Origin of the sequence: Streptomyces sp. AP-93, assembly GCF_022808175.1 — a bacterium.
Taxonomy (GTDB): Bacteria; Actinomycetota; Actinomycetes; order Streptomycetales; family Streptomycetaceae; genus Streptomyces.
The window spans coordinates 24,845-37,317 of the sequence record NZ_JALGBX010000048.1; the positions used below are offsets into that span (position 1 = coordinate 24,845).

The 12,473-nt window shown below is 66.3% G+C and carries 15 protein-coding genes; 6 read left to right on the top strand and 9 right to left on the bottom strand.

The genetic code is table 11. From position 1 onward, the window contains the following. Positions 1-134 precede the first annotated feature (134 nt). The 3 genes from MTF69_RS41445 to MTF69_RS41455 all read right to left on the bottom strand — a co-directional run bounded on the left by MTF69_RS41445 (position 135) and on the right by MTF69_RS41455 (position 3,384). Positions 135-527, bottom strand: coding sequence for a hypothetical protein (locus tag MTF69_RS41445; RefSeq protein WP_243341997.1), 393 nt, complete (start codon positions 525-527; stop codon positions 135-137). Positions 528-706: 179 nt separating this feature from the next. Next, the gene (locus MTF69_RS41450) at positions 707-1,510 is read right to left on the bottom strand and encodes a CPBP family intramembrane glutamic endopeptidase (protein ID WP_243341998.1); all 804 of its coding nucleotides are present in this window, start codon (positions 1,508-1,510) and stop codon (positions 707-709) included. Positions 1,511-1,530: 20 nt separating this feature from the next. Further along, a complete protein-coding gene (locus MTF69_RS41455) occupies positions 1,531-3,384 on the bottom strand; it encodes a DHH family phosphoesterase (protein ID WP_243341999.1) in 1,854 nt (617 codons plus the stop codon). 206 nt (positions 3,385-3,590) lie between these two features. On the opposite strand from MTF69_RS41455, the gene MTF69_RS41460 reads away from it, so the two are divergent. Further along, positions 3,591-3,926 (top strand): Lsr2 family protein, encoded by a 336-nt coding sequence (locus MTF69_RS41460; protein ID WP_243342000.1) that lies wholly within the window; start codon positions 3,591-3,593, stop codon positions 3,924-3,926. 87 nt (positions 3,927-4,013) lie between these two features. Here the strand turns inward: MTF69_RS41460 and MTF69_RS41465 are convergent, their stop codons facing one another. Beyond that, positions 4,014-4,556 carry an SLOG family protein gene (locus MTF69_RS41465; protein ID WP_243342001.1) on the bottom strand — a complete coding sequence of 181 codons (543 nt, stop codon included), beginning with the start codon at positions 4,554-4,556 and terminating at the stop codon, positions 4,014-4,016. Between the two features lie 63 nt (positions 4,557-4,619). After that, complete coding sequence (locus MTF69_RS41470; protein ID WP_243342002.1) at positions 4,620-4,823, bottom strand: hypothetical protein; 204 nt, start codon at positions 4,821-4,823, stop codon at positions 4,620-4,622. 2,180 nt (positions 4,824-7,003) lie between these two features. On the opposite strand from MTF69_RS41470, the gene MTF69_RS41475 reads away from it, so the two are divergent. From MTF69_RS41475 to MTF69_RS41485, 3 genes are all read left to right on the top strand, one after another. Continuing rightward, entirely contained in the window at positions 7,004-7,495 is a 492-nt protein-coding gene (locus tag MTF69_RS41475; RefSeq protein ID WP_243342003.1) for a hypothetical protein, read from the top strand. A gap of 58 nt (positions 7,496-7,553) precedes the next feature. After that, entirely contained in the window at positions 7,554-8,852 is a 1,299-nt protein-coding gene (locus MTF69_RS41480) for a ParM/StbA family protein (protein ID WP_243342004.1), read from the top strand. Positions 8,853-8,945: 93 nt separating this feature from the next. Then, positions 8,946-9,266, top strand: a complete 321-nt coding sequence (locus MTF69_RS41485; RefSeq protein ID WP_243342005.1) for a hypothetical protein — start codon at positions 8,946-8,948, stop codon at positions 9,264-9,266. 49 nt (positions 9,267-9,315) lie between these two features. On the opposite strand, the gene MTF69_RS44000 is transcribed toward MTF69_RS41485, so the two are convergent. From MTF69_RS44000 to MTF69_RS41500, 4 genes are all read right to left on the bottom strand, one after another. After that, entirely contained in the window at positions 9,316-9,996 is a 681-nt protein-coding gene (locus MTF69_RS44000; protein WP_374325688.1) for a helix-turn-helix domain-containing protein, read from the bottom strand. Continuing rightward, entirely contained in the window at positions 9,911-10,705 is a 795-nt protein-coding gene (locus tag MTF69_RS43260; protein WP_243342006.1) for an HAD family hydrolase, read from the bottom strand. The genes MTF69_RS44000 and MTF69_RS43260 overlap by 86 nt, the downstream gene beginning before the upstream one ends. A 431-nt stretch (positions 10,706-11,136) precedes the next feature. Continuing rightward, the gene (locus MTF69_RS41495; RefSeq protein WP_243342007.1) at positions 11,137-11,364 is read right to left on the bottom strand and encodes a hypothetical protein; all 228 of its coding nucleotides are present in this window, start codon (positions 11,362-11,364) and stop codon (positions 11,137-11,139) included. Positions 11,365-11,368: 4 nt separating this feature from the next. Beyond that, the gene (locus MTF69_RS41500; protein ID WP_243342008.1) at positions 11,369-11,686 is read right to left on the bottom strand and encodes a hypothetical protein; all 318 of its coding nucleotides are present in this window, start codon (positions 11,684-11,686) and stop codon (positions 11,369-11,371) included. A gap of 106 nt (positions 11,687-11,792) precedes the next feature. Here MTF69_RS41500 and MTF69_RS41505 point away from each other — a divergent pair, with 106 nt between their 5' ends. Both MTF69_RS41505 and MTF69_RS41510 read left to right on the top strand, forming a co-directional pair. Continuing rightward, positions 11,793-12,026: a hypothetical protein gene (locus MTF69_RS41505; RefSeq protein ID WP_243342009.1), complete on the top strand. Its 234-nt coding sequence runs from the start codon at positions 11,793-11,795 to the stop codon at positions 12,024-12,026. 50 nt (positions 12,027-12,076) lie between these two features. Then, positions 12,077-12,415 carry a hypothetical protein gene (locus tag MTF69_RS41510; protein WP_243342010.1) on the top strand — a complete coding sequence of 113 codons (339 nt, stop codon included), beginning with the start codon at positions 12,077-12,079 and terminating at the stop codon, positions 12,413-12,415. The last annotated feature ends 58 nt before the right edge of the window (positions 12,416-12,473 follow it).

Sequence of the window (12,473 nt, forward strand, 5' to 3'; positions counted from 1 at the left end):
GATCGATGTTGCACTGGAACGTGAAACAGAGAGGCCGGAGAGCATCCCCGTGGGAAGGGACCTCTCCGGCCTCTTTGCATGTGCTGATGGGTACGAGGCGTGGATGGCACGAGCCCCCCAGGAGTGACCGTGCTTCAGCCTTGCTGGCATCCCGCATTGGGGGACTCGGGACTGCGGCTACGGGATCGCCTGTCTGCTTCGACGACGTAGAGGATCTCGTAGGAAATCGTGGTGTTGAGGTTGAGCCGGTTCTTACTCTGGCTCTTCTCCATCGCGATCTTGCGGAAGCCGCGAACATCCTCAGCGCGATCGAAGAACCGGCGCAGCCTCATACTCACGCGCTCACGGGCCTGTTCGGCCGTGATGCCCATGTCGGAGACGACGAAGACGTGCGTGTGACCGCGATCGAAAGTGGGCTTCTCACCAGTGTCGAGGTCCAGACGGATCTTCGCACGGCTGATGTCGAGCACGTCGGGACGGACGAGCTTTCCTTGTGAGTCGTACGTGCAGATGCTGACGATAGCCATGATGAGATCCTCTCCTCTCCTGATGAGTATGACTGAATAGTTACCTTCAGTCATACCCCGGTGACGGGGTCACCCCGGTCACCACGAGCATGCCCTCCGTACGAGAGACGGCCGGCTGACAGGCCGCCAGGTCCCGCACGGAGGGCACCATCGTTTACAGAAGAGGCTGAGGATCTCGCTCACTGCATCGCGGGCTCGCCTCCGGCGCCCTGGGCTGCGCCCGACGCAGTTCCGCCTGCGACCCGCCGATAGAGCCCCAAAGCACAACCAGCGAAGGCCAGGAACAGGAATACTGCGGAGACGGGGTTCGCCAGAGCGCCGAGCGCCTGTGCTGGGACAACGGCGGCAGCGAGGTTGAAGCCCAAATGCAGAAGTACGCAGGGCCACAGTACGCGCGTGCGTTCGTAGACCAGGGCCAGGAGCACCGCCAATGGCAGAGTCGAGGCGAACTGTACGGCGCTGCTGTGCACCAGGCCGAACACCACCGCGGTGACCAGCGTTGAGACGAGGATGCTCACCCGCTTGCGCAGCAACGGGTAGATCAGCCCTCGGAACAGGAACTCCTCCCCGGCGGGAGCCGCGACCAGGGTGAGTAAAAGGGTTGCCACAGCCCCGGCCGCGTGCCTGGTTTGGTTCGAGGCGTCGAAGCCGGCAGACCCGGCCGTGAAGTAGATCCACAAGGCCAGCGACTGTCCGGCGAGGAAGGCCAGGACCGCGCAGCCGACGACGGTCCGCCCGAAGTCTGGGATCTCCGGCCTCGGCTGCGGGGCCGGCGCATGCGTGAGCCACCGAGGCCGCTGGATCCTCATCGCGCCGACCAGGACGACGACGAGCGCGCCCAGGACGGTGGTCGCGACGATCGGCTCTCCGATGAGTAGGGCCGCGAAGGTGCCGAGGCCGAAGTAGACCGCGACGGCGACGAACGGCACGAGGGCGCACCATCCGATGCTGAGCAGACGCGAGGCGATCGGTGAAGTCGTCAAGATCTCCTCCTCCACAGGTCTCAAGCAGCCGTGATGATCTGCTCGTTGATGACAGCCTGAACGCGGGTGTCACCTCGGAAGGTGTTCAGCTGCAGTGTCGCCGTGAAGCGCAGCGTGCCGAGTTCGGTGCGGCTTGCGCGCTGTACGAAGCTCTGGATCACGTCGAACTTCTCCTCAGCAACGTTCCACCACAGGCATGACAGGCCGGACCGGGTGACCAGGCGCAGGTGCTGCGATTCGGATCCGATCCGGTCCACGCGTAGGCCCAGGGGCTCGATCGCGATCTCGACGACCGGGGCGGTGAAGCCGTGCCCGAAGGGCTTGAGCCCCTCGGTCCGGCGCACCAGCTCGAACAACGGCTGCAGGTCCTCGAGGCCGGCGTCGCAGTCGGCATCCGGACCGAGTACGAGATCACCGTTCGGGCCATCGGTACTGACGGCGAGCCGGGCTACCTGAGTGGCCTCCTGCAGAACGGCAACAAGATCGCCCAGCTTCTCGGCCTTCGCGACACGGACGCCGCATGCCTGCTGGTGTCCGATGGCGCTGAGTCCGTCGCGCGATTCCAGGCTGGCGATGATGTCGAACCACCCCGGCGCTCGACCGGAGCCGCTGACGAAATCGTCGGGGCTGGTGGGGCGGTTGAGGACGACGACCGGGTGACCGTTGAGCTCCATCATCCGGTTGGCCAGCAGCCCGTACATGCCCGGGTAGGCGTCAGAGAAGTACACCCACGGGGCCAAGGGCTGGTCCCGTGCGGTGAGTTCTTCCATGTACTCGATGACCAGCTGCTTGCGCAGCTCGTTGTTCTCGATCACCTGGTGGGCGGCCTTGAGCTTGACGTCAGCACTGGCGGCCGTGAACACCGCGAAGCACGGCGCAAGCGAGGCCCCTGTGCGCCGGGGGCTGTTCATCGCAGGGGCGAGGTAGAAGCCGAAGAAGCCTTCGTCGAGGTCGTCGACGTCTCGGATCTTGCCGACCTGCGCGAATGCCTTGAGCGCGATCGCGAAGCCCTCGAAGGCCCGGAGGAAGACCGGGTGGTGCGGTTCGGTGCGCAGCAGCTGCATCAGGATCGACTGCGCGACGTCGATGGCATCGGGGTCAGCATCGAATCCGCCCCAGCGATTGGGGATCGTCTTCGGCGCGGCGACGCGCAGCAGGCGGGCAATCGAGATCGCATCGCGCACCAGCTGGCGGTTCTCGTACAGCACGGGCATGACGTCGGAAACGGTGCCCAGGCCGGCGAACAGACGCAGCAGGTGGATCTCCCAGAGCTTCTCGGGCCGGTGCACGCGGGTGTAGGCCTCGATCACCTGGTAGAGCACGTGGGCACCGCAAATCCCGGTGTGGGTGTAGGTCTCGTCGATCCGGCACGGGTCGACGGTGATGTCCGCGGTCGAGCCCGGCGCGAGCTCCTCGTGGTGATCGGTTACCAGCGTCGTCCAGCCCAGGCCACGCGCGGCGGCGATGCCGCCGTGGGAGTTCACCCCCCCGTCGCAGGTGAGCAGGACCCTGGTCTCGGGCCACTTCGCCTGGATCTCGGCGATGTCCTCGGGCGCGAGCTCGTGGCCGCGGCGGTAGTCGGGGAGGTGCAGCTCGACGTCGAAGCCGAGCTCGGACAAGCCGGCGTAGCCGAGGACGCCGGAAGAGATGCCGTCCATGTCGAAGTCGGGGGCGATGGTGATCTTCTTGCGCGTAATCCGGGCGTCATGAAGGGCCTCGACCATCTCAGCCAGGTCCAGGAGCTCGTCACGCTCGGTGGACTCGATCTCCTTCAGGTACTGATCCGACCACCCCCTGCGCTGGCACAGCAGCTCGAAGAGGTCGGTGTCCTCGTCGGTGAGCGAATGGTCGTCGACGGCCTGGAGCATGGACATGGTGGTGACCTCTCGATCTGGGTTGCTGGTCGGTGGAGAACGGGGCTACGACACCCAAGACGTTGCTGCGATTTTAGCAGTGCGAGTCACCATTCCTGCGCCATTGGCAGTATTTCGAGTCGCATTCGGGTTCCAAATGGGACGCTTATCTAGAATGGCCTCGACAGACTTTCCAAGGTCCTTGCATATCAGCTACTGTCGCCGGTATGGCCATTCGAAGCATTGTCGAGTCAGATCTCAGTGGTAAGCCGGATGCGGCGACAGCCACGTTCGGCTTGGGTGACACCTGGTACGAGGTTGACCTCACCGCCGAGGAGCGGAAGAAGCTTGAGGAAGCACTGAAGCCGTACTTGAAGGTCAGTCGGAAGGCCGGTAGGGCGGCGACCAAGAAGCGAGTCGTACCCGAGACGACCCCTGAGGAGCGCGACAAGATCCGCGAGTGGGCCAAGAAGAAGGGCTTCGACTTCGCAGATCGAGGCCGCATCCCGAAGACGGTCATGAAGGCCTACGACGAGGCGCACGACATCGATCGAAGCAAGTAGCGCTGAGCCTGGTGTTCGCCTCCCATCCGACTCCTCCCATCCGTCCCTGAAGGGCCCTGCAGCGTGCTGCAGGGCCCTTCGTGCGTCTCAGAACGGCGGCGGCGACGGATGGATCGCGGTGGCTGTCTCAATCCCCGCGGCTCGCGCGCGAGACCTGCAGTGGATGGTGCCGTGCGAGAAGTGCCCCGGCGTATGTGGCATGAGCTGCTCCTGGTCTCGCTTCGGGCATCCTGGCTTCCGGCAGAGGTCGAGGAAGGCCGTGCACAGCACCTGAGCCCCGGCCTCGCGAAGAACTTGGGCGGCGTCGACCATCTCCTGGTTGCGCTGGAAGCCGGCTGCTCTCCCGTGGGTCGACCAGTTGGCGGGGAAGGTGATGATCTCGCAGCCTGCGTCCCGCCACAGCCGCTCGGCTATGGCGTCGGCACCTTTGGGGCAGTGCCCCGAGAGGAGCACCGGCCGGGTGATGCTCTTGGGGCCCCAGTCGCGCCAGGCGTTGTTGAACGTCTCACGCATGCTCTTCTCGTCATTCCAGCTGCGGGAACCGGTGACGAGGGCGACGTGCGAGAACGATCCTGGAATCATTTCAGCAATCATTCGAGTCCCTTCTCCCTGTGACTCGGCGATCTCCACAGCTGGAATCGAGAGCTGTGGCCATGACGTCCGGGCAGGCGTGGCGGCCTGCATGTCGCTGACTCATACCGGCCGGCTACTGGGCTCGATGATGGCCAGGTCCTTCTCCCGGTGAAGCTCGACGCGGATCCGATCGTCGTTACACATCGGCATGAGGTGGACGGCGCACATCCCGTCATCGCTGTGGGAGACGTGCACGGTGACGACCGTGCTGTCTTCGTCGGTGAAGTCGACGTCGCCGATGTCCTCGGTATCGCCGGAGCGCATCACCTCGGCTACAGCTTCGCTGTTCGATTGCCACAACTGCGGCTCACAGCGGGCTTCGGTTGCGTAGGGCGAGGGTTCGGGCTGGACTGCCTCATGGTGGTGCTTCCTCGTGGGCTCGGGTGCGGGTGGCGACATCGAGTGCGGACTCCGGTGGGGTCCGTGTGATCTCGATGTTCGACCCAGCTCCCGTGCCAGCTGTGCTGGCTCACGACTCGGAGGATCTTGGCTGGCTCGATCTGCTCCCGGATGGGTCGCATAGCGAGCCGTCGCACGGGGCGTCACTTCTCGCCTGAGCAAGGCGCGCAGCGCCAGGCGATCCACCACTGCTTCACCCTTTGCTGCTGTCCATTTCTGTGGATAACTGGAGCGGGGCAGTGGTGGGGCTTCCCCTCTCTCAAGCGCAGCGCTGGGCATAGCCGGAGGGAGCGCCAGCGACCGACGGACCGGTGGAACCCGTCGGCTATGCCGACTAACACGTCCTCGGAGCGCAGCGGAGAGGCCGAGCGAAGCGAGGGTCCGCAGGATACGTGTTATCAGGTTCCCTTATGCCCTTTTCTCTTCCTTGTCGTCGTCATCGCTGTTCCACGGCTGGAGCGTTAGCGGAAGCCTGGAACATCAGGGGAAACAGTCCGTACCCTCTTGACCCGTACCCCTCCCTCTTTCCGCGCAGCGGGGGTACGGGGCTGGCTGTTTCACCTGGTCATCGCACCTTCTGGGTGTACTGCTGTTTCGACGCCTGCGATACGGCCGCACCCCCACGCTGACCGTCCTCGTGAGGCACGAGCGAGGCGGGGGTACGGGTCTGCTCCTGACGGGGCGCAGCCCCGGTTCCTCGCCACGCTGCCACCAGCGGCACAGCCCTCGCCGCGCAGCGGGTCCGGCCTCTCGCGACGCCGTCGCTCCGGCTGTGGATAACGCTCTGCTCCACCGCTCGCCGTGGCGGCACAGCCGGCCTTGCACCATTTCGCGCTGTGCCGGCTGCACCGATGTGACTCCACCGTGCTCCGGTCCTTGCTCCGGTGCTGCTGCGGCAGCGTGCCAGGACTTCACGCAGCGCGTCCGAGGCGGGCATTCGGCACTACCTTGTCGACGCACGATCCGGCCCCGGGCTGTGTTCCTCTTCGCGCCTGCGCGGCTAGCCCGGGGTGCTCCTTCGTGGACGCATCAAAAGAAGAGAGGCCCGACTGCTGCGACCAGCTTGCCCATCGGGCACAGCGAGCAGCTCCAGCGTCATCGGGCCGTTGTCGTCTTCCTCCAGGGACTGCTTCCGCAGCAAATCCCTCTGATCTTCCTCTACTCCACGGGCCATGCCGCGGAAGCAAGCCGTTCCTCGCAGGCTCGCTGGGTGCGGAGGCCTACTCCCCCCTTCGCCCCTTCTCCCTCTTCCCTCCTCTGCGCGACCATGACGGCCCGACGACGCCCCTGTGCCGACCGTCGCACCAGCGCTGTACCAGCCGCACCGACGACTCGCCGGCGACTGCGCTGAAGTCGCTCCACCGGTATTCCGTGGCTGAGCTGCCGTGCCCTCCGACGGGCTTCGACAGGGGGGCACAGACAGGCTTTTCGGCCCATGAACCAGCAATGAAACAGCATCTCGCTCACGTCTCCGAGATGACTCATCGGGACACGCAGAGGACGCGACTGGGACACACATAAGACGCCGACTGATGCCGTTGGGCCTCTCAGAGTCCCGTGCGCGTCCTCCTAGGGTCTCGCACGCGCTCCAACAGTGCCGCTCTGGTGTCGCACACAGCGCCCTCGGAGGACACATCTGCGCGGGGGTGCCGGGTGACGTCTCCCCGGAGGCACAGTCGGGACACCGGCAGGACCTTATACGTACTCCCATGCGGCTTCCCCGGGACGGCGCCGTGACCCCAGGGGTCTCACAGGTGTCCCGCGGGAGCCCTTGTTACGTCGCATGTGGGGCTCATAGGCGCATGATGCCGGCGGCTTGCACGCGGTCGTCCCGGCAGGGTCACTGAGGTGTCTCGCAGGCGTCCCTACCAGTACTCAATAGGGGCATCAATTGCGTCTCACTCACGTATCGAATGGGGCTTGCATGGGACTCTATGGGGACACTAGAGTGAACTCGCATCGATTCACATGCGAGGAGAAACGCGAGAGGCGGTGAGTCCATATGGCAGAAGGAGAGACATCCGGCGAACGACCGGATGGGGTGCATGCTCGAGTGGCAGGGCGAGGTGAGTGTGATGGCAAATCAGTCGGGTGAACCTCGCAAGGTCCGCTGGACCGTGCCCGCTGCCGACAGCTCAGTGATCGAGTGGCTCGATCAGCAGGAGAACGTCTCGCAGTCGCTGCGACAACTCATTCGGGAGTCCATTCAGCGCGACGGATACGTCGACGTCTACTACAAGCCCGTCGAGCAGCTGCCACGTCGCGGCCGGCCACCGCTGGAGATCACCGAGCAGCGTGAGGACGACGAAGCAACAGCCGAGCACCCTCTGGCCGCCTGGTCGGTTCAGCCCCAGCCGCAACCCGTAGTCACCGACCGGGCCGACGTCGTCGTCGAGACCACAGCACCAGCGCCGGCAGCCCCGCCCGAAGCGGTTCCCGCACCACTCGAGACGGCCGAGGATCCCGCCCCCAGCCCAGCGCCCGAGCAGCCGAAGCAGGCATCCATCGACGAAATCATGGCGAGCACTCGGCGCTGAGTGACGCGGTGACTCTCACTTTCCAGGCAGACAACACAGACACCGAGGGACCGAATTCATGAGCCCAAACACCACCGAGATCATCACTCTCACCGGCGGCATCGACGTCGGCAACGGCTATGTCAAGGGCGTCATCCAGAATACGAAGCAGAGCACCTTTGACGAGATCGATCTGCCCAGCGCGGTCGTCTCGACTTCCCGCACCTCCCCGAAGGTGCCGCTCCCCGACGCGGATGCGGCCTCCGTGATGGCCGGCGACTTCTACAACCAGATCGACTGCTCGCTCACCACTCCCCTGGTGGCGGCATCGGACCGCCGGATCTTCGGCCGGGCGGCGCTGAGCGTGCGCGGCTCGAAGTTCACCGAGTTCGAGGTGCTGGGCAAGCACTCCAAAGCCGATCAGGAGCTGAGCAAGGTCCTGGTCCTGGGTGTCTTCGCCGCGAAGGCCTTGCGCGACTACGTCCGCGAGAACGGCGCGCTGCCCGATCACGAGCTGCGCGTGCAGGTGCGTGCCGGTCTGGCGCTGCCTATCTCCGAGTTCGTCGCGCGCCGCCACGCCTACGCCGCCGAGTTCATCGGCCTGCTGGGCAGCTCCGACCCCGCGGTGCACCTGGTGACGCTCAAGAACTTCAGCACCCCGGTCTCGGTGCGCCTGCAGTTTGTCGACGTCCAGGTGATGGCCGAGGGTGCCTCCGCGCAGTTCGCCATCACCGACAAGGGCGAGCCGCTCGCCCAGGCGCTGCTGGACGATCTGCGCACCCGTGACGCGTCCATCGTCGAGGGCGTCTCCGCTTCTGATCTGGTGGCGGTCCAGCACACCATCGGCGTCGACGTCGGCGAAGGCACCGTGAACTTCCCGGTCTTCACCGACGGGCGGTTCAACCCCGAGGCGGCGGCCACGCTCGACGAGGGCTACGGCACCGCGCTCATGAACGCTATGGAGCGCATGAGCGAGTCCGATACCACGCTGCAGTTCTCCTCGCGCAAGCAGCTGGCGGACTTCCTCCACTCGGAGCCGTCGGTGCTGGTGAAGAACCGTCACCAGCGTGCCGCTGGCTTCGTCGAGGACGAGGCAAGCTACCTGGTCGACGAGATCGTCTCCGCCTTCGGCGATGTTCTCTCGCAGGCCGGCGCGACGACTGAAGTCGTCTACGTCTACGGCGGCGGCTCGGGTCCGATCAAGCACCTGCTGCACCCGGCGCTTCTGAAGGCGGCAGGCGACGTGCCCGTGCTCTACCTCGACTCGAGTTACTCGCGGCACCTGAACCGCGAGGGCCTGTACATCGCGGCGCGCCACGTCGAGCAGCAGGCCCTCGCTGCGAAATCCGCAGGCAAGCGCGGTAAGGAGGTGGCGTAATGAGCAAGGCACTGGACACCGCCGCAAGGGCAAAGGCCGTGCTCACCTCGCCGACCTCCACGGTTCGCGTACTCCAGGAGGCCGGTGAGGGTCGTGTCTGAGCCCATTTCCCCGGAGCGTCTGGACGCGATCTGGGCGCGGTTGGATGAGGCGGACCGGACGGTAGTTGAGGTCACCGAGTACGCGGAGGAGCTGGTCCACGAGGTCGACCGGCTGCGTACCGAACTGGACCGGGTGCGGGGCAAGGATGCCGCGTCCGACGGGGTCCGTCGCTCTGCGATCCGTCTGGAGAAGGCAGAGTCGGGCTGGCGGGTGCGATGGCGGGAGGACGGGCGCAGGCGGTCGCTCAGTCTGGGGAGCCGGCGCGAGGCCGAACAGTTCATGCGCTACCTCGCCGAGGGCGGGCGGTGGTGACCACTCCCACCAATCGGACCGAGCGCTGGCCGGCGCGACGATGTGCGCACTACTCGGTGGCACGACCGATCTGGTGAGCCGCTGTCGGTCCGATGGGCGGGGGCCCGCGTCTAGGGCGTTCTCGAGGGCGCGGCGTCCGACGCGGTAGCCGCGGGCCGCGAGGTAGGTCTCGGCTCCGGTGTAGGCGACGGTGCCCTCGACAATCGGGTCCCCGGTCTGGATGGCTGCCCAGCGCATGACGTCGATGAGGCGGGCAGACAGGTCCTGGGCGCTGTGCTTGTAGGCAACGGCGTCGGCGGTGCGGGCGGCCTGCGCGTGCTGGACGGCGGCCTCGAGTACGGCGGGATGCCCACGGCGATCTGCCCGTACTGGGCGGCGAGACGCCAGGCTGTGGCTTCCTCGACGCGGGCTGCCAGCCGGGCGAGCGGCATGGGGGGCGGGTCGAGGGGGATGTCGTAGCCGGCGATCGCCGCCGAGATGGCCGGGAGGGCCGCACGCACTCGGAGCGCGGTCCCGGTGTAGCCCGCGGTGAGGCGTGAAGCGTCCACCCCGAGGGCTTCCGCGGCGCCTCGAGGCTGGAGTCGGACGGGTTGCGGACTTCGCGCTCTATGGCACGGATCATCGCGTGAGACAGGCCGGACGCGTCAGCGAGGGCGGCCTGGGTGAGGCGTGCGGCTCGTCGGCGTGCAGCGATGCGCTGGCCGATCTGCTGAGGGGTGTCCGCGACCACGGGTGCTCCGTTCGCGCTGGTGGTCGCACGCTACTGGGGCCGATGAGGCCGGACTCGCCTTTCGCCAAGACGGGTTGACGAGGTCGGGGATGTCCATCAGGGAGTCGATGGAGTAGTCGGCGGTCCGCTGGATCGTCTCATCGTCGGCCCACCAGTAGCCCCAGGGGCCGCGGCGTAGGTGCGCGGTGAGGAGGCCCGCAGAGGCCGCGGGGACAATGTCGTTGGCCGGGTGGTCGCCGACGTACAGCGTCTGCTCAGGCGGGGCTTGGGCTACGCCGATGACCTGGTGGAAGAAGTCGGGTGACGGCTTGGCGACGCCCCACTCCGCGGAGGTTACGACGAGGTCGGCCGGCAGCTCCAGGGCGCGCAGCAGGTCGCCCATCTTCGCGGACTGATTGCCGGCGATGACGATGCGGACGCCCATGCCTTGGAGGGCCGTCAGGGCGGGCCGGACGTCTTCGTACAAGTCGGCCTCGTCGAGCTGCTCACCGCAGCCAGCAGCCTCGCGCGCCCGATACTCGGCGCCGACATCGATGCCCGGCTTCAGTAGGCGCAGGGCGTCTGCGTTGTCCCGTCCGTCCACGACGACGGCGCCGACGAGCGCGGACAGCGTGTGTCGGGGGGCGCCGAGCCAGTCCGCCCAGGAAGCCCAGTAGCGGTCGTCCTTGGTGAGCGTCTCGCCGACGTCGAGCACGACAGTGCGAATCATGCGCGCGATCTTACGACGGGCCGACCTTCGCCCGATATCCTGTGCAACATGTCCCCCACCCCGCCCGACGCTGGCCCTGTGCGCCCTCTCGCGGAGATCAATCGTGAGATTCGGGCGCTCGTCAGCGATGGCAAGGCGGGCACGGCGCGGTACGAGGAGCTCCTCGCGGAGTGGGCTGCGGCGATCCGGGGCGATGTCAGACCTGCCGCCTAGGATCCGGCCGTGGCAGACGAACAGGTAGACGAAACAGCAGGCCGGCCGCGACTGGTCGAGCTGAAGCTGGCCAGCGAGGCGGCGCGCGTGGAAGCCCGCCTCAACCCTTGAATGGGATACCGAACAAGCTAGCGTCCGGGTGTGACAACGGGCCGGTACGCTGACGTGCAGATGCCCCGCCCACTGATCCTGGGCGGGGCATCGCGTCTTTCGGGCGGTTACTTCCGGCCGTTGTGAATGACGGTCAGGCAGTCGGTGCACCAGCGCTGGTCTGGCTGATCGAGCACCAGCGGCACGTCCTGCCTCGGAGCGGGCAGAGTGACGCCCTCGGTGTCGCTGCATGCGATGGCCTGGAACTCTTCGAGTACGCGGCCGACGGGCTTGTGCCAGACGGTGACCTCGGTCCTGCCGCCGTCCTCGCGGATGCGCTCTGGCGTGGCAATCATGGCGTCACTTCTCCTTCTGGTGGTGCTTGTTGACATGGTTGGTGATGCTGGCGGGTGCTCCCGCGTAGCCGCAGCCGCGCGGGCAGAGTTCCCAGCCGCCTCGGTCGAGGGCGGCCTGTCGGATGGATTCTGAGGCGCCAGGCCCGTAGCCAGTGTCGGCGAGGAGTCGGGCAACAGAGGCTTCGTGGTGGACTGCCATATAGGCGGCTTCGCTGATCTTGTCGTGGCCTTGGGCGAAGAACTTGCCGAGGCCGATTTCCTTGCCGCAGCCGCACCAGCAGAAGCCGGTGGGAATGAGACGCTCACGTTCATTTTTAGGCACGACTTCAAGATAGCAAGTCAAGACTTTCAGTCAAGAGTTACGACACGGTGAACGTGAGTGCGAAGCACGGGATGCCGCCCCGGCCCGCCGCGCGCACGCTGGACGCATGGACCGCGCCCCAATCCTCGTGCACCGGATCTCCCCGACGGGAGGCCGGCGAGTCGTGATCCGCATCCGTGGCGTCGACACCGTCCTCGGCGTCGCTTACAGCGACCGGGACCTGATCGAATTCCTGCGGCGGACCGACCTCCCCGACCCCGACGACCTGGTCCTCGGCGACTCCGAAGTCATCGCCTGGCAGGGCGGGCAGCCGCACATCTACCAGGCCGGCGAGGAGTAGGCGCGCGGCAGCCCGGCATAGCGCACCGCACTTTTGGACAGGGACCGCCTATGCCCATCATCGGCCCCGGCCCCGACGACCCCGAGTACGACAACTACGACCCCGCCTGGGAGACCCAGGACACGCCGTTCCGGCGCTGGCTGTTCCAGAAACTCACCGCAGCTGGATTCGAGTGCGCAGCCGACGCCGCTGGCATCTACGCCCCCTCCAACCGATACAACGGCCTCGACGACACCCAAGTGGGCCTCATCGCCACCCTTGCCGGCGTCACCGTCGCCGCCGTGCTGGCCGCCCACAAAGCCGACCTCGACGAATGGGCGCGCGAGCAGCAGCTGCGGGATCACCCAGAGCTAGCCGTCCTTGATGCCGACCTAGTGATCTGGTTGTGAGTTGTTCCGGCACCACGTGAGTCGTTTTCCGCACCAATTCACGGGTTTGGGTGTCGGT

Bases quoted from the DNA above. Each gene is read 5' to 3' on its own strand.
- MTF69_RS41475 (WP_243342003.1), top strand. From the start codon at position 7,004: ATGCTCGAGTGGCAGGGCGAGGTGAGTGTGATGGCAAATCAGTCGGGT.
- MTF69_RS41445 (WP_243341997.1), bottom strand. From the start codon at position 527: ATGGCTATCGTCAGCATCTGCACGTACGACTCACAAGGAAAGCTCGTC.
- MTF69_RS41480 (WP_243342004.1), top strand. From the start codon at position 7,554: ATGAGCCCAAACACCACCGAGATCATCACTCTCACCGGCGGCATCGAC.
- MTF69_RS41460 (WP_243342000.1), top strand. From the start codon at position 3,591: ATGGCCATTCGAAGCATTGTCGAGTCAGATCTCAGTGGTAAGCCGGAT.
- MTF69_RS41455 (WP_243341999.1), bottom strand. From the start codon at position 3,384: ATGTCCATGCTCCAGGCCGTCGACGACCATTCGCTCACCGACGAGGAC.
- MTF69_RS41505 (WP_243342009.1), top strand. From the start codon at position 11,793: ATGGACCGCGCCCCAATCCTCGTGCACCGGATCTCCCCGACGGGAGGC.
- MTF69_RS41495 (WP_243342007.1), bottom strand. From the start codon at position 11,364: ATGATTGCCACGCCAGAGCGCATCCGCGAGGACGGCGGCAGGACCGAG.
- MTF69_RS43260 (WP_243342006.1), bottom strand. From the start codon at position 10,705: ATGATTCGCACTGTCGTGCTCGACGTCGGCGAGACGCTCACCAAGGAC.
- MTF69_RS41470 (WP_243342002.1), bottom strand. From the start codon at position 4,823: ATGCGCTCCGGCGATACCGAGGACATCGGCGACGTCGACTTCACCGAC.
- MTF69_RS41510 (WP_243342010.1), top strand. From the start codon at position 12,077: ATGCCCATCATCGGCCCCGGCCCCGACGACCCCGAGTACGACAACTAC.